10 protein-coding genes are annotated in these 18157 nt (G+C 67.8%); 6 read left to right on the top strand and 4 right to left on the bottom strand.

Going from position 1 to position 18157, the window contains the following annotated elements:
- Window positions 1-10: 10 nt before the first annotated feature.
- Window positions 11-6241 carry a protein kinase domain-containing protein gene (locus OP04_RS46590; RefSeq protein ID WP_033346519.1) on the bottom strand — a complete coding sequence of 2077 codons (6231 nt, stop codon included), beginning with the start codon at window positions 6239-6241 and terminating at the stop codon, window positions 11-13.
- Between the two features lie 689 nt (window positions 6242-6930).
- Window positions 6931-9774 (bottom strand): peptidoglycan-binding protein, encoded by a 2844-nt coding sequence (locus OP04_RS46585; RefSeq protein WP_157241275.1) that lies wholly within the window; start codon window positions 9772-9774, stop codon window positions 6931-6933.
- A 322-nt stretch (window positions 9775-10096) separates the two neighbouring features.
- Between OP04_RS46585 and OP04_RS46580 the strand changes: the two genes are divergently transcribed.
- On the top strand, window positions 10097-12049 hold the full coding sequence (locus tag OP04_RS46580; RefSeq protein WP_033346502.1) for an Hsp70 family protein: 1953 nt from the start codon (window positions 10097-10099) through the stop codon (window positions 12047-12049).
- 50 nt (window positions 12050-12099) lie between these two features.
- Here OP04_RS46580 and OP04_RS46575 read toward each other — a convergent pair whose 3' ends face one another.
- Both OP04_RS46575 and OP04_RS46570 read right to left on the bottom strand, forming a co-directional pair.
- Window positions 12100-12306, bottom strand: a complete 207-nt coding sequence (locus tag OP04_RS46575) for a DUF397 domain-containing protein (RefSeq protein ID WP_033346501.1) — start codon at window positions 12304-12306, stop codon at window positions 12100-12102.
- On the bottom strand, window positions 12303-13130 hold the full coding sequence (locus OP04_RS46570) for a helix-turn-helix domain-containing protein (RefSeq protein ID WP_033346517.1): 828 nt from the start codon (window positions 13128-13130) through the stop codon (window positions 12303-12305). Before OP04_RS46570 ends, OP04_RS46575 begins: the two co-directional genes overlap by 4 nt.
- A 251-nt stretch (window positions 13131-13381) precedes the next feature.
- On the opposite strand from OP04_RS46570, the gene OP04_RS46565 reads away from it, so the two are divergent.
- The 5 genes from OP04_RS46565 (at window position 13382) to OP04_RS46545 (ending at window position 17617) form a co-directional block, all read left to right on the top strand.
- On the top strand, window positions 13382-14773 hold the full coding sequence (locus tag OP04_RS46565) for an APC family permease (RefSeq protein WP_051800125.1): 1392 nt from the start codon (window positions 13382-13384) through the stop codon (window positions 14771-14773).
- A complete protein-coding gene (locus OP04_RS46560; protein WP_033346500.1) occupies window positions 14766-15776 on the top strand; it encodes an acetamidase/formamidase family protein in 1011 nt (336 codons plus the stop codon). The genes OP04_RS46565 and OP04_RS46560 overlap by 8 nt, the downstream gene beginning before the upstream one ends.
- A 144-nt stretch (window positions 15777-15920) precedes the next feature.
- The gene (locus OP04_RS46555) at window positions 15921-16361 is read left to right on the top strand and encodes a GPP34 family phosphoprotein (protein ID WP_033346499.1); all 441 of its coding nucleotides are present in this window, start codon (window positions 15921-15923) and stop codon (window positions 16359-16361) included.
- A 63-nt stretch (window positions 16362-16424) separates the two neighbouring features.
- Window positions 16425-17000 carry a winged helix-turn-helix domain-containing protein gene (locus tag OP04_RS55190; RefSeq protein WP_063746892.1) on the top strand — a complete coding sequence of 192 codons (576 nt, stop codon included), beginning with the start codon at window positions 16425-16427 and terminating at the stop codon, window positions 16998-17000.
- Window positions 16997-17617: a hypothetical protein gene (locus OP04_RS46545; protein ID WP_033346498.1), complete on the top strand. Its 621-nt coding sequence runs from the start codon at window positions 16997-16999 to the stop codon at window positions 17615-17617. Before OP04_RS55190 ends, OP04_RS46545 begins: the two co-directional genes overlap by 4 nt.
- Window positions 17618-18157 lie beyond the last annotated feature (540 nt).

Here is an 18157-nt window from a genome sequence, read left to right as displayed (position 1 = left end):
CTGCCGCAGGTCATTCGCTGGAGCCGGGGCCGAAATAGGACGGGTGCTGTTTGACGATGGCCGCCCAGTCGCCGTTGTGAGGGAATCGGATGACCTCCCAGCCCAAGTCGTAGAGTCGTTCCTCAGCGTCGGCATCGCGCTCGGCGATGACCGCGTGGTCGTGCACCGGCCCATCGACGAAGATGGCGACGTTGACGCCGGGCAGCAGGTAGGCGAAGTCGGGCCGGGCCAGCGCTCCCGCAACGTGGTATTGGGTCTCGTGGGGAAGGTGATACCCGCGGGCTTTGAGCCACGCCAGCAGGTCAGTCTCCAGACTCGAGTCGGCCTGCCCGGTGAGCCTGGCCAGCTGTTCGGAGCGGGACTCTCCACGGCCGGTGGCGAGCGCCTCCCCGTTGGCGAAACGCACCAGGAGGTCGTTGATCAGCTGCCGGTCGATCGCGGAGTGGTCGAGCTGGTTGCCGTAGGTGAGCAGGCACTCGTAGCAACCACGGGCGCAGGGCCGGTCCGGGTGCGCGCCGCCGCGGTCGGTGCCGTCGGCGGTGAAGTGGCAGATGTCGAGTGCTTCGGCAGCGGCAGCGGCCAGAGCGCGCGGATCCGATTGCATCTGGCGCAGCACTCCAGCGCCACCCTCGGCTGCCTCCATAAACAGCATGCGGTCTCGCGGTCCTTCGACCGGGGGTAGCAGTTCGCTGACCAGTTCGGAGTCCTCCAGCTCGAAGGCGGCCTCGATCCCGCGCTCCAGCGCGTACATCAGAGTCAATGCTGCCTCGCGTGGTAGCGGGTCGACGAGTTTCACCACAAGGACGTTGCGCCGGTCCTCGACGTACGGCAGCACTCGCCGCTTGCGACGCTTCTCGTTTCCGGCATCGTCGACGACCGGCATCTCGGTGGAGTCCCCGGCAGCTTCGGCGGCATCACGCTCGTTCATCCACTCCCCGTTGACCGGATCGAGCCAGAACCCATCCGGCTCGTTCGGCTTGGCGCGCAGCCGGCCCTTGTTGGTGATTCGCACGGTCGCCGAATCACCGTACGCCAGGGCTGCGATCGGACCACCGGGGCCCGACACCAGGGCGTCACGGCGGCCAGCCCGCTGCCCGTGGTCGGTGAACCGGTAGGAGGTGACGAGTCGGAAGCCAGCCCGGCGGCGCTCCTCTTCATCCGAGGAGATCCGCTCTCGCCGGCGCGTGTACACGGTGTGCAGTTGCAACAGACCTGTTGTTTCGACGCGAAGCGGTTCGTCGCACATCTCGCAGCGAACCGCGTGATGTCGGGACTCGTGGTGGTATCCGCAGCTCTCGCAGCGGCGGGCCGCGGTGGTGGTCACCTCGCCGTCGGAGTCGGGCGGCAGTTGGATGCGGGTTACCTGGAAGCGGGCGCCCTCGTGATAGATGAGGGCACCCGGCCCGAACTCTCGGATGGCCAGAAACCGAGGTCGCTGCAGATAGTCGCCGTCGTCGAATCGACGCCCCGACGCCGGGACGTATGCGGCCAGCGGCAGCCGCGGGAACGAGTATCCGGGCAGAAAGCCTTCGCTCGCCAGGTAGCGGTACGGGTTGAAGTCCGACAGCACCGACCGGTTCTCCACGGACTCGTTCTTCAACAGGGCGAGCTGGGTCTCCGCCTCTCGACGCCGGCTGACAGCAGCACGCTGGTCGCGGTCGGCGAGCGTGTGATCGAGGACCCTGCGGTTCTGTTCCGCCTGGTCGATCAGTGCCGCTCGGAACAGCTCACGCCACCGGTCAAAAGCCCAGTTGAACTCGTGTGGCGCGTGCCTGACCTTGTCCTCGATCCATTCCTCATCCCACCATGAGGTCTTCTCACGAAATTCTGGGATCAGTGCGGCCAGTGCCTGCCGCGCCGCCGCGACAGTCCTGGCGGCCGCGGTCGAGTTCTGCATCGATGCCTGGATGTTGTCGTGCAACTGGAGCTGTGGTGCCGGAACCCGGGCTCCCTCTGGATAAGAAATATCGATGACGGACGGGATGTTGTGGCCCAGCTTCATTCCGCTCTCGGCCAGCCAGAGGGCGTGAATGTGTGAACGGACCAGGTCCTCGTTGGCCAGGTCGAGGCGGGGTGGGGCTACGACGCCGGCGACCATGCGCTCGGAGCGCCGGAAGTAGTACTGGTCATGGCTGTTGCCGGTGGCGCAGTAGGTGGTGATCAGCGCGGGCTGTCCGGATCTGCCGGCTCGGCCGCTGCGCTGCGCGTAATTGGCGGGCGTCGGTGGCACGTTTCGCATCAGAACTGCGTTCAGTTCCGAGATGTCTACGCCCAGTTCCATGGTGGGCGAGCAGTACAGGAGCTTCAGCTCCGCGGCGCGGAAGGCGATCTCCCGGGCTTCCCGCTCCGCTGGAGCGACCTGAGCGGTGTGCTCGCGAGCGACGAGTCCACCCAGCTCACGAGCGGTATCCCGGTAGAGGTCGCGGAAGAAGTCATTCACCCGTGGGCCGTCGCCACTGGCATACGTCCGGGTCAAGGGGTCGTAGGTTCCGGACTGGCCTTTTCCGGCCCGCCAGATGAGGGTGGCGGCCGAGACCCGATAGCCGGTCACCGGTGTAGCACCGGACGGGCGACGGCCACGTCCAGCTCGTTCCGGTGCCTGCCTGACCTCGGCGACCATCCCGGCGTCGGTCAGAATGCGCAGCAAATCGACGATGACCTTCTGGGTGTCGTCGATCGACAGTTGTGGGAAGTGCGAACGGCGTAGGTACTTGCCGAACTTCCCTCGACCGCCCAGGAAGAGGCCGGAACGATCCATCCCGGGCCGCGACGGCTGCGGGTAGACCGTGCTAATGCGCGGCCCGTCGGTTTTGGCCAGCACCCACGGATCGACGAGCCGCTCCTCGCTCGCGCGTTGAAGGGTGTCGAAATCGTCCCGGAAATACTGCACGTCGACGGCGAGCGCCCGTCGCATCTCGTCCAGCAGCGCGCGCAGGATCTGCTCGCGCTGGTCCGCCTCTGCGGACTTCAGCACATCGCTGCTTCTGGACCACCGGTCCTGCTCCTGCGCGAGCCAACCCAAATCTGCGTAGTCGATCTCGATCAGGCCGGTCTGCTCCAGGTTTGGCATGGTCACCCGCCAGCCGCGCTCCAGGTCAAGATAGACGCGGAAGGCGACGACGTCCCGCAAGGTCCGCTCGGCTGCTCTGGCCAAGCTCGGCGCGAGACCGTCGCCGCGAGAGAAGTCCGCCGGTGCCAGAGCCATCGCCTTGGTGACCTGCTCGGCCAGGTTTTCATGATGTAACCCGTCCGGGCCAGCGGCGAGGGCTGCTTGATACAGGGCTCCGCGCAGTTGGGTGACCTGAACGAAGTCGTTGAAGTGGCCCGCCTGCAGCGAGGCGTCTTGCCGGTTGTCGACAAAGGCAAGCAGCTTTCGAGCACGCGCATCTAGTGCTTCTGGCGCTACGGCCCGCAAGGATCGGACTACAGAGGCTGAGATTACCGAGGTGGCTGACGACCGACCCTCCTGGTCCAGGGTCGCAAGCTTGGCGAAGTCCTTCCCGCGCACTTGCTCGTAGCTGACTCCACACTGGGGGCAGAACAGGAAGGGCGCCGGGATGAACGCCGCGTGCAGGTCGCCACGGCCCTCGACACCGTGCGGATCCACCGTAATCGGGCGGGGAAGGCGGGGCAGATAGCTGTCACGGACGGTCTCCGCACCGGACTCATCGGTCTCCAACCACGAGTCTGGAAGGCGGCGCTCCCCGATAGCCTCCGCCGTGGAGGCTGGCCATCCCCGCTCGCGGTCGATGTACAGATAGCCGTCACCGGTACGGCCGCCGGTCGCGTTCGTATCCCGTCGCGGCTCGTAGACGACACGGTCGGCTTCCTCGGTGCGCCACACCGTCAGATACTCCTGCCCGCACTCGCGGCAGAAGGCGAGCGGCAACAGGATCTTTCCGCCAGACCCGGGCTGGATAAGCTGATAGTCCCTCGTCAGATGGCGCACCATCTCGTCCTCGAGAGTCACGTAGACCGTGTCTCCCTTGGAGAGGAACTGGTGGAGCCGGAAGGCGAACAGCGGCCGGTCGTCCTCTGGATTTAGGGCCTGCGCTCCTGCCTGCAGGGTCTGCTGAATCGCCGTGACACAGGTCGACTCCGCGACACCACTCATCGCAGCCAGGTCCTTTGCCGCGTCGGCGACCCGGGCCGGCGGCTGGCGCTTCTTGGTGTCGTCGGTCAAGCCAAAGCGGGTCTCGATCCATCGGGCCAGCGGATCTGCGGCCAGGTCTGCGTAGGCGCGCGGTGCTCCCGGCGCACGCAGACGCTCGGCCGGCACGGTCTCCGGTGTCCGCCCGGTCGCACGTACCAAGGTCTCGCCGATGACATGATCGGGAATGATCTGCGTACCGAACAGATCCGTGGCAACTCCGGCGACGACCCGTCGCTGCATGTCGGGAGTTCCCTCGGTCGACATGGTCGCCGAGGTACCGATGCACTGCAGCTCCTCGGCCGCGCAGGCCTGCCGGACACGACGAATCAACAGGGCGACATCTGCACCCTGACGACCTCGGTAGGTATGCAACTCGTCGAACACGAGGAACTCCAACCCGCGGGCCATCCGGATCAAGGAACGGCGCTCGTCCGGGCGGGTCAGCATGAGTTCCAACATCACGTAGTTGGTCAGCAGGATGTCCGGCGGGTTGTCCCGGATCTGCTTCTTAGTGTTCTCGGACTCCTGACCGGTGTAGCGCGCGTAGGTGACCGGCTCGTTTCCGGTGCCGTAACCATTGCGCAAATACTTGTCGAGCTCCTGGACCTGACTGTTCGCCAGGGCGTTCATCGGGTAGACGACGATCGCCCGCACTCGCCCGCCGGACTGCCGCCCGGCCTCTGCTCGCGCCCGCAGTACCCGGTCGACGATCGGCACAATGTACGACAGGGACTTCCCGGAACCGGTGCCCGTGGTCAGAACGTAGGAAGCCCCCGCCTGAGCGAGGTCTATCGCCTGCCGCTGATGCCGGTAGAGCGCCAGCGGCCGGCCGTCGCAGACCTGGCTGTCGTCACGCTTCTTCGCCTGAAAGATCCTGGCACACTCGGGATGCAGCACTCCATCGCGGACGAGTTCGACGACGTTGCCGCCGGGAGCAAACGACGGGCTCAGCGACAGCCAGGGTTCCGGCCACTGAGCCTTACTGTCGAGGTCATCCTCCACGAACGACTTGATCCGATCGTCGCGGATGACGGTGCCACCCTCGGTGAACCGGCGGTAGTCGGCGATCATCTGGTCATGCACCGCGAAGACATCCATGCCGGCGGTCGGCCTCGGCCGATCGCCTCCCGCTTCCCTCTCCTGATTCACTGCAGCGGGCGACGCCGGTAGTGGTGCGACCGGCACGTAACCAGTTGGATCGAGTTCCTCCCAGCCATCGATCGGCTCACTTACCGGTACCACGTCCAGCATGGCGAGGAGACGGTCGCGCACTTCGGCGGCCGTAACCGGTCGATGCGCCGGATCCTTCTCAAGCAGCTGGACGACCAGCCTGTTCAGGCTCTCAGGGACGTCCGAGCGGAGGATCTTGATATCCGACGGCATCTCGTAAAGGTGTCTCTGACCGACTTCATGGGCAGCCCCGTCCATGAACGGTGCCACGCCTGTCAACATCTCGAAGAGCACGCAGCCAAGGGCGTAAAGGTCCGCCGCCGGGGTGACCTTCGAACGCTGGAACTGCTCCGGAGCCATATAGCGAGCAGTCCCGACCGTCATTCCGGTGCCGGTAACCGGCGAGGTCTCCTTGTCATCGACGATCCGACCCATACCGAAATCGAGCACCTTCACCCGGCCGCCCTTGGTCAACATCAGGTTGGCCGGCTTCAGGTCCCGGTGGATGACATCGGCAAGGTGAGCAGCGAAGAGGCCGTCCGCGATCTGGGCGCCGACGGCGACCACCCAACGCAGCGGCAGCTGGGGATGTTCGCTGATCAGGTCTCTGAGCGTCTCGCCTGACAGGAGCTCCATCGCCAGGTACGGACGGCCCTCCTCGTCCACCCCGCCGTCCACCAAACGAGGCAGTTGCGGATGGTCCAACTTGCCCATAATGCGGATCTCGCGCTGAAAGCGCTGGACCACCAGTTCTTCGCGGGAGGCAGGCACGCCTCCGGAACGGGTCCGCAGAATCAATTTGACGGCGACGATCGAATCGGCCTCACCGGCCTGCTCATCCTGCGCGCGATAGACCTCGCCCATATTGCCTCGGCCGACCACGCCGAGAAGTCGAAAACGGTTCGCCACCAGTTCCACGACAAAAACCCCCACGCGCGCTGACTCAACCCCGCCGTTTTCGACCAGACCTCACCTAAAGTAAGGACGCTGTGTCGCCACACTACTGTACACATCCCACGTCAGGCTACCCCGTTTTGTACGTTGATAGTGTAAACACACTCTCGCCGAGGCGTCCCTGGCCCTACTGTCCAGCATGTATCGACCGAGATCGCGGATGTGACAGTCGACCTGAGATGGACCGAGGGATGCCGACAGGCGGGATGCAGCACCAACCTTCGCCAGACGCTCCGAGCTCGTTACGGCATGCGGGGGCGATGTTGACCACGTCCGTGCACAAGCGATCACGGCGCGGCGGGCCCAACGGTGTGGTCAGCGTCAGCGGCCCACTTTGGCGATGCACCCGATGCTCTCGGACAGCCGCCGGGCGGCGTCACGGCCCCGAGTAACCTCCTACAGCGCGCCAAGCGCGTCTCCGCAGACGGCCCGAGGATAGCCCCGACGGCCCGTTCCCATCTGCCATGCGTCGAGGCGCATGGTCGGCTTCCCTCACGCGACGACGGCGTGGCCGCACCCACCGGCTCATCGAGCGGAACCACACCTCAGTGAACGCTCTGCTGGTGTTTCCGTTGTGCTCCTCAAAAGTCCCGGCGCTCGGCCGCACAGCGCGGGTTCGAGTGAAGTCAGCCATCCGCGGCCCGGCGATTCATTCAGCCCGCACCGACGATCTCCGGCATCAGGGTGATGATCTCGCGGTATGTCGCCACGGTGAGGTCTTCCGGCACCTCGGCATCTCGGGCTTGAACGAGGTCGTCGAGCAGGGTACGGACCTCCACCTGGTGCCCTGCTCGGTATGCAATGCGGATGGCGTCGAGCCAGGGGTGGTCTTCGGCGCGTTCCCGATCGGCTTGCCAGGCGATGTCGACGGCCCGCCGGGCGCTGGCGAGATCGCCGGCATCAAGGCAAAGGGCGACGTACTGGTGGACGGTATCGACGATCGCGGAGACGAGGTGGTGGGGCTGGATGGCGCTGTCGGGTAGCCAGGCGTATGGGGTGCGGTAGCGGGTGGAGTAGGTGAGGTCGGCACCGGCGAGTGGCTGGCCGCGGACGAGTTCGAGCGCACGCCGCAGGTCGGCAGCGCCGTCCGGGCCGGTGGTTTCGGCGCGGGTGCGGAGGCGGCGGAAGAGGTGCCAGTCGAGTAGGTAGCCGTCGTGGAGGTGGTAGGTGCGGTCGATGCTGTTGTTCGGTGGGAGCCAGGGCTGGCCGTCGGGGGTTTCGGCCAGCCAGCGACGGGTGCGGCTCATGGCGACGCGGCGGCTTCGTGGGCTGACGATGGTTTCGGGCCAGAGGGCGGCGTCGAGTTGTTCGCCGGTGGCGCCGTGGCGTCCGCGGGAGGCGAGGTAGACGACGATCTCGCGGTGGAAGCGGAGTCGTTCGTCGGGTGGAGGGCCGGCGGCCTGGACATCGACTGGGCCGAGGATCGCGATGCGCAGCCGGGTGGTTGCCGGGTTGTGCCAGTCCGCGAGATCTGCGTCGAGGGTGGCATCGCTATCCGGTACCCGGAGGCGACGGGTGGCGGGCACCGGTGTGGGTGTGGGCTTCGGCGGCGTGTTGCCGGCCGGCTCTTCGGCCGGAGCGACGACCGTCAGCTCGGGGAGGAGGTGTCCGTGGGCGTCGGTGCCGTTGGCCCATTCCTCGGTCGCGGGCGGTACCGGCTCGTCGACGGGCGCGGATGCGGCGGGTTGGCGGGATTGTGCGCTGCGGAACAGTCGCGCGAGGTTGGCGAGTTGGTCGGCGGGCAGGCCGGTGGCGTAGAGCCCGGTCGTGTTGAGCCAGTCCAGGTTGACGGTGCCGTCCGCGTCGACCTGAAGCGTGAATCGGGTGTCGGCGCGAGAAGCGGCGGCGATGGCTTCCGCGTCGTGGAGGGCGTTTTCGGTGAGTCCCACGGCGGTGGCCGTGTCGGGGCCGGTGGCGAGGATGACGAGCGGTGACGGCTGTGCGTCGTGGGCGTGCGAGATCCGTGCGGCGAGCCGGTCTGCCGAGGCGGTGGTGGCCCGGTGTTGTGCGAGCGTGTGTGCCTGGGCTGCGGATACCGTGCGGAGGCGGTGGCCGCCGAGGGCGGTGAGGTGTTCGGCGTCTGCCGGGGTCAGGCCGGTGACGATGATGTCGGTGTCGTCGGACCAGGTGCTGGTGGCCAGTTCGGCGGCGAGGTAGCGCAGCATGTCTGCGGCCTGCCGCGGGTCGCCGGTGATCGCCAGGATGCCGACGCGTTCGAGGTCGACGAGCAGGTGGTGGCCTTGCGGGTGTGAGGCGACGGTGACCAGCGTCGGCAGCAGCGCGACCTCGTCGCCGTTCACGGCCGGCAGGACGGCTTCGGCGTCGAGCAGCCACCGAGTGTCGGCCGGGTCCGTGGCGAATGGTGATGGCGGTTCGCCTACGGGGGTGGTGAGGATCAGGTGCAGCGCGTCTGGGCTGATCCAGACGGCGATGATGTCCGGCAGCCGCTCTGTGGGAGTGTCCCGAAGCAGGTGGGTAAGGGCGCGGAGTGCGTGGTCGAGGCGCTCGATGTCGGCAGGTCGGGCTGCCGCGCGTACCGTCGTCTCGGTTTGTGGTTGTGGTGCCGCCGTCAGACGGTGGTGGAGCCGGCGGTGCTGGAGTTGCCGGTTGCGCTGCCGGTGCAGCTGGTTGAGCAGCAGCGCTGCGAGCAGCCCGGACGTGGCGAGCGTGGCGGTGACCGGAAGCGCCAGGTCGAACAGATCGGTCTCGTCTGGCTCCGGCGCGGCCTGTGCCGGCTCGGGTGTGTCCTGCGCCGCGGGCGGTGGTGCCGTCCACGGCGTGTCCGCGTGGTCGGGACGCTCGGGTCGCGGGGCGGGTGCCGGCATGTTTGGTGGTGGGGCGATAGCGGCGAGGTATGTGCCGTGGGCGTGGGTGCGGGATCCGCGGTCGTGGGCTTCGGTGGGCAGGGTGAGGGTCCAGCCGGGGGTGATGATGTCGGGGAAGTCGGGGTCGTCGGCGTATTGGGGGTTGAGGTCGGCGATCTCCAGGTAGCGGTCTGCCGCGCCGAGTGTCCGGCCGGCGATGTGCCACATCCAGTCGCCTTCAGCCACCCGGTATCGAGGAGCGGCGGCGACGGTGGCTGGCTGCTGCCGGGCTGTGCCGAGGCGCGCGGTGGGGTTGGCTTCGGGGATCGCGTCGATGTGGGTGATGACGGCGGGTGGTGCGGCGAGTGCGAGGTTGCTGCCGACGCCTGCGGCTGCGGTGCCGGCGAGCCCGGCGGCGAGCGTGCGCAGCGGTCCGGGCAGACGCGGCCGCGGCAGCCGGATACCCGCCGTGACGGCAAGGATCTCGGCAGCGGTGACGTAGAGCAAGGCCGCGGCCAGGACCAGCCACAGCGCCGCGAGGACGACGGCCGCGCCGGCCAAGACGAGCGAGACCGGGGCCGGTCCCGAATCGTTGAGCAGCGCGCGCAGGTCGGCTGCGGTCGGCAGATACGGACTCCACCACCGGTACGTCAGGACTGCCGCCGTGGGCGGCCCGCCGACGAACGCGGCCACGCCGGCCAGCGACCACGCAAACCGGGCCGCGCGCCCGGCACGAACCCGTACCGACAGTCGCCGGACGGCGGGCGGGGTGGGTTCCCAGACGGAGTCGAGGCGGGTGATGTCGCGGTCGCTGGTGTTGTCGCTGTCGGACACGGCACCCCTCCGGCCGGGTGGCACACGGTGCGACGGGTGAAGACCCGTCGAACGACCGTCATACTGCGGCGGCTGTGCGGGTGGCCACCCGATAGCCATGGATCTTTCACCATGTGCATATGTCAGCTCTCTACATGTGGGTTGGTGTGGCTCCGTCCATCCGCTGGGGCAGACTCGGCGCATGCTGGCCGCGGACACGCACCTGTGCATCGACTTCGGCACCGCCACCACCACCGCACTACTGTCCACCCCGGACGGACGCTGGCTACCCGTCGTCATCGATGGCACCACCACCGGGCCGAGCGGCGTCTGGCTCGACGCGCAGACCGGCACGCTCCTCACCGGTGCCGCCGCTGTCAACGCCGCACGGGTACGACCGGAAACCTGGATCGCCGAGCCGCTGCGCCACGTCGGCGGCGAACCGATCCACATCGCTGACACCACCTTGGACCCGATCGAAGTGGTCGCGGCGGTCCTGCGCAGCGTCGCCGCGCACGCGGCTGGGCTCGCCGGGGCGCCGGTCGGTGGGCTAACGTTGGTCGTGCCGTGCCGGTGGGGACCGCACCGCCGGCAGCAGATGCGCCTCGCCGCCAGCAGAACCGGCCTGCCCGAGCCGCGCCTGATCGCCGACACCGTCGCCGTCGCCACGCACTGGGCGGCCTGGTCAGCGACACCGGTCACCGCCGGTACCTGCGTGCTGGTGGTCAACGCGGGCGCGGGCGGCGTCACCCTCGCCGTCATCCAGCACAACGACGACGGCGCCCAGCTGCTCGCCCACCACCTCATCCCCGACTCAGACGCCGCCCACCTCGACACCGCGCTCGCCGTGCAGATCGTGTCGCACGCCCCGGGGGCGGGCCCGGAGTTGTGGGAGAAGCTGAGCGCGCCGGAGTCCGCGGTCGCACGCCACCAGCTACTCGACGCGGTCCGCGCGGCGAAGGAGGCTCTCGGGCGGCAGCTGCCGCGGGCGGCGATCATGCTGCCCGACCCGTACCCGCCGGCGATCCTCGACCAGACCGGACTCCACACCGCGACCACCGTGCTACGGCAGCGGATACCGGACGCCACCACCCAAGTCCTCGCCGCGGCGGACACCCGCCGCGAAGACCTCACCGTCGTGCTCCTGACGGGAGGTCATGCCGTCCTGCCCGGCTTCGCCGACACCGTTCGCGAGGCGACCGGCCTGCCGCTGCTGCCGATCAGCCGGCCTGATGCGGCCGCCGACGGTGCCATGCGCATCGCCGGACCACGTATCGCCCGCACCTCGGCTGAGGGCGTTCCGGACGTGCCGGCGCCGCGGATCAAGTACCGGTGGCGCAGCCTCCTCGCACCTCTCGCTCTTGCACTCGCCGCGCTCGCGCTGCTGCTCCAGGCGTTGGAGACCGGCTGGACCCGCGAGGTCAACAGCGACCCCCTGGTCGCGTTCGTGGACCTCCCACAGCTCGGCATCAGCGGACTGGTCATCGCGCTCGCCTGCTGGAGCCACGCCACCAGCCTCGCCTTCCTGCTTCACGACGCCGGCACCACACCCGCCGAACTTGCCGCCAGCGCCCGCGTCGCCCGCCGCGCCCTACTCACCGCGGCTGCGGTCGCACTCGCGCTCGCCGCCGCGTTCGGTGTCACCACCAGCGCCCACTTCAACCTCTACCAAGACACCTTCACCCGCTGGCCGATCGGGTTCGCCATCCCCGTCGTGGCCCTGACCGCCACCGCCGGAATCCTCGTGACCCGCATCTCACCGGAGAGCGTGCCCGCGTGGGTCCGGGACTGCCGAACGCCCGTCGCGGCCACGCTCGTCGCCGCGACCGGCATCCTCATCAACAACGCCGGCACCTCCGGCACTGTCCCGGACCTGCTCAGCTTCGGCTTCTCCCTCGCCACCATCGAACGAATCGGGATCGGCCTCCTCGGCGTCGGCATCACACTCGCGATCACCCGGCACCGCACGGCCCGGATCATCGCCGCCATCGGACTCGGTACCGCCTTCGGTGTTCTCTACACCTTCCGGACCAAGGACTACTACCTCTGGGCCTTCACCACCGTCTTCATGTGGTGGGTCCTCACCGCGTTCTTCCGCACCGTCCGCGCCGCCTCACCCACCATCGACGGGGGAATCAGGCACGTCCTGAAGTAGCAGGCAGAGGCATCTCGACGGAACCAGCCGCTGGCCTCGGGGAGACCTGGTTATGGCTGCCGGGAGATCTTCGCCGCCGCGGCGCCGAGGAAGGCTGTCCAGCTGTCCTCGGTGAACCGCAGGACGGGGCCGAATGCGCCTGCCTTGCTGTCGCGGACTTCGACGCCTCCGTTGTGGCAGCGTGTCTCCACACACTGACCGCCGTTGCTGCCGGAGCGGGTGGAAGTGATCCACGGGGTGGTCTGGCCAGCCTTCATAGGTACTCCTTCAGTGGTACTGCCTGTTTGCGGCAGAGTTCGTGTATTCGACGGTACGCGTCGACCTCGACCGGCTTCTCCAGGTATCGGGCACCCGTGTGTGACTCGATGTAGGCCACGGCAGGATCATCCGGGCTCGCGAAGTCGAGGACGGTGAAGGGACCCGTATGCATCGCGGCGTGCGCGCCGGCCCGCCAGGTAAGGATCCAGATGTCGACGTGAGGCAGCGCGGCGAGTTCAGTCAGCCGCTGCTTCTGCTCGGCCATGACGGCAGGTCCGCCAACCTGCCGGGTGAGAACACCCTCGCCGAAGATCACCGAGGTGCGGAGTGGAGGCTTGCGGCTGGTGATGAGCTTCTGGCGGCTCTGCCGGAGTTTGATCTGCCTGCTGATCTCCGGCTGCGGGTGCGGCTGGCCGCTTCCGTCATAGAGTGCTTGGACGTAGTCCGGCGTCTGGAACAACCCGTGAACGACTTCCGGATCGTATATGCGGATTTCGGTCGCGGTGGACTCCAGTTCGACGTACATGCCGAACCATTCCGGCAGATCGCCGCCGAAGTCCTCTAGGAGGCCCTGCTCGGCGGTCTTCAGTGCCAGCGCGGCGATCGCATCGGTCAGGGCTTGGTCTGCGCCGTACAGCCAGCACAGCGCGCGGGCGTCAGCGACCTTGATGCGGGTCTTGCCGTTCTCGATGCGCCAGAGGGTTGTCTTGGAGACGAGACCTGCAGCCTCGACGTCTCGATCGCTCTTGCCTGCCTGCTCGCGAAGCCGGCGCAGACGTCTTCCCAGCTGACGCCTGCTAACCGTCGAGCCCATGGCTGGCATGTCCACCTCCGAAGTATTTCACGGCGAAACCGTCCGCCATAGATACCAAGATCGAAATATTCATGGCGAAGCAATCCTTCACGAACTATCGCGCAGCGATATCACTTCACATTGGAAGTTTCAAAATGAACCGTTGCACAACAACCTCATGAGCACAAGGCTTCTATCTGCGGCCGCTTGCTTGACTCCCAGGCTCGCCATTTGGCCTGTTCAAGCACCGGTCAAGGTCTTCAATTTTGAAGGAGGAATTCATGGCCGACATTTCTCCGACCATGGGCGGGTTGAGACGGCGGCTGACCGTTACTGACCTTCTCGCGTACGGGCTGGTATTCATGGTGCCGGTCGCGCCGATGGCGATCTTTGGGGCCGTGTTCGCCGCGTCTCACGGCATGGTCGTGCTCGCCTACCTTGTGGGTGCGGTCACGATGGGGTTCACCGCGGTGTCGTACGCGCAGATGGTGAAGGCGTTCCCGCTGGCCGGTTCGGTCTATACCTACGCCGGTCGGGGTATCGCGCCGTCGGTGGGTTTCCTGGCCGGGTGGGCGATGCTCGCCGACTACGTGGCCGTGCCGTGTCTGCTGGCGGTGGTCGCCGCGGTGAGCATGCACGCGACCGTCCCGCTGATCCCCGTCTGGGCGTGGGTGTTGGCGTTTGTCGGCGTGAACATGGTGATCAACGTGTCCGGGATCCGGGTCACCGCGACCGCCACCCGCCTGTTCCTGATCGCGGAACTGATTGTTCTGGCCGTGTTCCTGCTGGTCGCGGGGTGGGTGGTGTGGCGTGAGGGCGGGAACGGCTGGTCGTGGGAGCCGGTGTTCGACCCGGCCGCGTTCTCGTGGCCGGTGGTGCTGGCCGGGGTAAGCGTCGCGATGCTGTCGTTCCTCGGCTTCGACGCGATCACCCTCCTGGCGGAGGAGCATGACGGTGCGGCGAAGCGGGTCGGATGGGCGATGATCGCCGCGCTCGGGCTGGCCGCGGTGCTGTTCGCGGCGCAGACCTGGCTCGCCGCCCTGCTCATCCCAGATCCCGGCCGACTGATCGCGGACGGCGACCCGTCCGGAACCGCGTTCTACCAGGCTGCCGGAACGGCTGTCGGCTGGTTGTCCGGGATGTGTGCAGTGGCGACCGCACTGGCGTGGGGGATCGCGAACTCGCTGGTCGCGCAGACCGCGACATCGAGGTTGTTGTTCGCGATGGCCCGCGACCGGCAGCTACCGACCCTGCTGGCGAAGGTGTCGATCCGGCGCGGCGTCCCGGTCAACGCGATCCTCACCACGGCCGCACTGTCCGTCGGCCTGGGTCTCTACATGGCGGTGCGGGCGGACGGGGTGGTGCTGCTGTCGTCCCTGGTCAACTTCGGCGCGCTCACCGGGTTCGTGATCCTGCATGTCAACGTGGTCTGGCACTACCTGGTCCGGCAGCGCAGCCGCCGCTGGATCCCGCACCTGCTCGTGCCCGTGGCCGGCGTCGGCCTGCTGGTCGCGGTCGCGGTCCACGCGAACGTCCTCGCCCAACGGGCTGGCCTGCTCTGGATCGCCTCCGGGGCCGTCGTCCTGGCCGGACTGTGGATCGCAGGTATGCGCCCACAACTTGCGGGCATGCCCGGCACCGCAAACCCTACGACGGGAGCCCACCATGTCTGACGACGTCTTCCACTACCAGCCTGCTGAGAGCGCCTTGTCCTACCGGTTCGGGCGGGTGCCGTCGGTGGCGGGTGTGCAGCCCTGGCGGCTGCTACGGATCGACACCTGGGATTGCTACGGCGGCCGGGTCACCAGCGTCGAGGATCTGCCCAGCGAGGTGTGTGAGTTCCCGAATCTGAATCCGGTGTCGGGTCCGATCGACGTCAACGGCGTCCGCGCCGGCGACACGCTCGCTATCCACATCGTGTCCCTGACACCGCGACAGCCGTTCGGGTTCTCCTCGACGTTCCCGCACTTCGGCACGCTCACCTCCACCACCGCGACCGCCACCCTCCAGCCACCTTTGCCGGAACGGGTCTGGCGGTACGAGATAGACGGCGGCAGCATCACCTACCAGGCCCGCGGCAGCGACTACCGGGTGGCGATGCCGCTCGCCCCGATGCTCGGCACGATCGGCGTCGCCCCCGCCGCCGGCGAGTCCCTCAGCACCCTGATGCCCGGCCCGCACGGCGGGAACCTCGACATCCCCGAGATCACGGCCGGTGCCACGGTCTATCTCGGTGTCAACGTGGAGGGTGGGCAGTTCTCGATCGGTGACGGCCACGCCCGTCAAGGCCACGGTGAGATCTCCGGTGCCGCTGTGGAGATCCCGCTCACCGTCGAGCTGATCGTCGACGTCATCCCCGGCGTGCGGACGCTGTGGCCGCGGATCGAGACGGACACCGCGATCTACTCGGTCGGCTGCGCCCGCCCGCTGGAGGACGCGGTCCGGATCGGCGGCGTCGACCTGACCGGCTGGGTGCGGGAACTGACCGGCCTGGACTCCCACGACGCGTACCAGCTGATCGCTCAGGCCGGTGACGTCACCATCGGCAACGTCTGCGACGCCCTCTACACGGCGCCCGCGAGCATCGGCAAACGCGACCTGCGTGGCGCTGAGGCGTACGGGGGCACGCACCGGCAGCTGCGCCATCTCGCCGACTCTTTCAGGAACCGTCCATGACCACCACGGTACGAGACCGGCTGTTCTTCCTCGCCCACGACGAAGACCGGGACCTGGCGCCGCACGTGCATCCCGCGCTGCTCGACTACGCCCTTGCCGGCGCCACCATCATCGACCTGCTCCTGCACGACTGGATCCGCATCCATGACGACACGATCTGGCCGGGACCTGCTCTACGAGATCAGCCCCACCATGTACGACCGCACCCAAGCCGCCCTCATCGCCACCGGCACCATCCGCGAACACCGACGCCGATTCCGACGCACCGGGCACCGGCTCAACGACCCCCGCGCCGCCGGCACACCGCGGGCCGTCATCCGCAGCCTCGTCCTCGCCACCTCAGCCCGGAAAAACTTCAGCCGCCAACCCGGCACGGACGCACTCGCCGCGCTCGTCAACGCCGTCCACCTCTACCCACCGCTCCATCTCGACCTCACCGACGCCGAGATCCGCGGTCTGCTGAACCTCAACACCCGCGGGATCGCCACCAGCGCCCGCCCCGGTGCCGCTGCCCGCGCGATCCCGTATATCGCCAGCTGTGTCGAGGATGCGGTGGCCGCGCACACGGTCGCGGTCTACCGCTGAACACGGGGCTCGCCGAGCCCTGGGTGCACCACCTCCTACTCTTCGAGAAGAGGAAGCCACCAGATGTCTGACACCGAGATTCGGCCTGTGGGCAGAGGCCAGCCGAAGTACGAGCAGCTGTTGAACCGGATCCGGGACCAGATCCTTCGCGGTGAACTGCTGCCCGGCGCGAAACTCCCCTCGTCCAGAACGCTCGAAAGCAGCTACGAGGCATCGCCCGGGACCATCACCCGGGCGATGCTCATTCTGGAGGGACTTCGCTACATCGAGGGCCGTCCCGGAGACGGGCGCTACGTACGCCCGCCCGCCGACTGGCGCGAAGACGGCCGCCACCGCCTGCCGGTCCCCGACAGCCAGGACGAGACCGGCGAGTCCAGCCTCCCGCCAGACCCTGAGATCGCTCACCCTGTCCCGGTGGTCTCCGACATTCTGGCTGTCTGCCGCCGCACCGGACTGACGGTGGAAAAGGCTCCCGCCGGGCTGTTGTGGGGCTGGGTGAAATGTGCCACCGGAGCCCGCGCGATCACGGTGCTCGTCAACCCGCCGGACGCGCCACGGCACGCCTCGCAACTGCTGGCGTTCCAACAGTCGCATGCCTCCCACCGCGCACCGCGACGGCGGGGTCAGGTGACGGCATGACGGCGATCTTCCAGTTCCGCGTGCTGGTCGCACCCGCGCCCGACGACACCCAGACGATGGGCATCCTTGCCCTCGACGACACGTCCGCCGTCGAGATCGCCCCGGAGGAGAACACCGGCCTGGTGCACTTCGATCGGTCGGCGCCGAGCCTGGCCAGCGCGATCGCCACCGCCACACTGGACCTGGAACGACTGGGGCTACGGCCGTGCCGGCCGGGGCAGCGAGAACTGGTCACGATCCCGGAAGCGGCCAGCCGATTCGCACTCGCGGTGGAAGACTTCAGAGCCGTGCTGACCGGCACGCTGTCCGAACGACACGCGCCGCGCCCGATCCGGAAATACACCGTCGGGGACGAACCGGTGTTCGAGTGGCCGGAACTCGCCGAGTGGACGCGAAATCGCATCGGCTTCGTGATACCGGACGACGGACCCACTCTCGACGCGGCCGGCCTCGCCATGCGCCTACGCCTGCACATCCATGCGGGAGACGTACCCGACATCGACACGCTGACCGCGCTGGTCACACCACCCCGCAAACGCCACCACAAAAGCCCGCGGAGCACGACCGGCCAGAGCGGCAGCAACGACAACGAGACCGACGTCAACGAACAGAAATAGAAACAAGCCCTTGCCTATCGGGCCGCAGCGTGCGCTTCGCGCTGCGGGTCCCCAGGCGTAGACGCGTCCGATCAGCTCAGCTTGCTACGCGCCCGCCCGCGCAAAGCCCGGTCCGGAACTCGCAGTTCTGCCCCGGCCGTGCTTCAGGCGCCTCGGATGCGGCCGCCCTGGCCGGCGTCGCACGTGAAGGGCGATGACCGGTCCGCATCTGGAGTCGGCAACAGATGCGGACCGGCCTGCGGTCCAGCACGGCAGGGGGCGCAGGAGTGGCGAGTGTTCGCGCTCTGCCATATGTCTCAGCGAGCGCGACTCCTGCGGCTCTGCGCCGGCCGTGCGGCCCGCGCAGATCACAACCTAATCGATTAAGACTTCCGATGTCGCCCCGCAGCACTCGATCGAGTTACACCGGCCGTAACGCTCATCGACATCAGGCAGGCGCGGCGGGACCGCAGAGTAGCTACCGCGTCACCGGTCCGGGAGAGCACGGTCGCCCAAGCAAGCTACCTGGCCACCCCATAAGAGAACTGAGCATGGGCCCAC

The sequence above is a fragment of the Catenuloplanes japonicus genome, from assembly GCF_000717135.1.
Classification (GTDB): domain Bacteria; phylum Actinomycetota; class Actinomycetes; order Mycobacteriales; family Micromonosporaceae; genus Catenuloplanes; species Catenuloplanes japonicus.
This window is presented reverse-complemented; position numbering and strand designations above follow the sequence as displayed.

What these genes read in the sequence shown, in the direction of transcription:
- OP04_RS46580 (WP_033346502.1), top strand. Translation starts at nt 10,097, where the DNA reads ATGCTGGCCGCGGACACGCACCTGTGCATCGACTTCGGCACCGCCACC.
- OP04_RS46575 (WP_033346501.1), bottom strand. Translation starts at nt 12,306, where the DNA reads ATGAAGGCTGGCCAGACCACCCCGTGGATCACTTCCACCCGCTCCGGC.
- OP04_RS46570 (WP_033346517.1), bottom strand. Translation starts at nt 13,130, where the DNA reads ATGCCAGCCATGGGCTCGACGGTTAGCAGGCGTCAGCTGGGAAGACGT.
- OP04_RS46565 (WP_051800125.1), top strand. Translation starts at nt 13,382, where the DNA reads ATGGCCGACATTTCTCCGACCATGGGCGGGTTGAGACGGCGGCTGACC.
- OP04_RS46560 (WP_033346500.1), top strand. Translation starts at nt 14,766, where the DNA reads ATGTCTGACGACGTCTTCCACTACCAGCCTGCTGAGAGCGCCTTGTCC.
- OP04_RS46555 (WP_033346499.1), top strand. Translation starts at nt 15,921, where the DNA reads ATGACGACACGATCTGGCCGGGACCTGCTCTACGAGATCAGCCCCACC.
- OP04_RS55190 (WP_063746892.1), top strand. Translation starts at nt 16,425, where the DNA reads ATGTCTGACACCGAGATTCGGCCTGTGGGCAGAGGCCAGCCGAAGTAC.
- OP04_RS46545 (WP_033346498.1), top strand. Translation starts at nt 16,997, where the DNA reads ATGACGGCGATCTTCCAGTTCCGCGTGCTGGTCGCACCCGCGCCCGAC.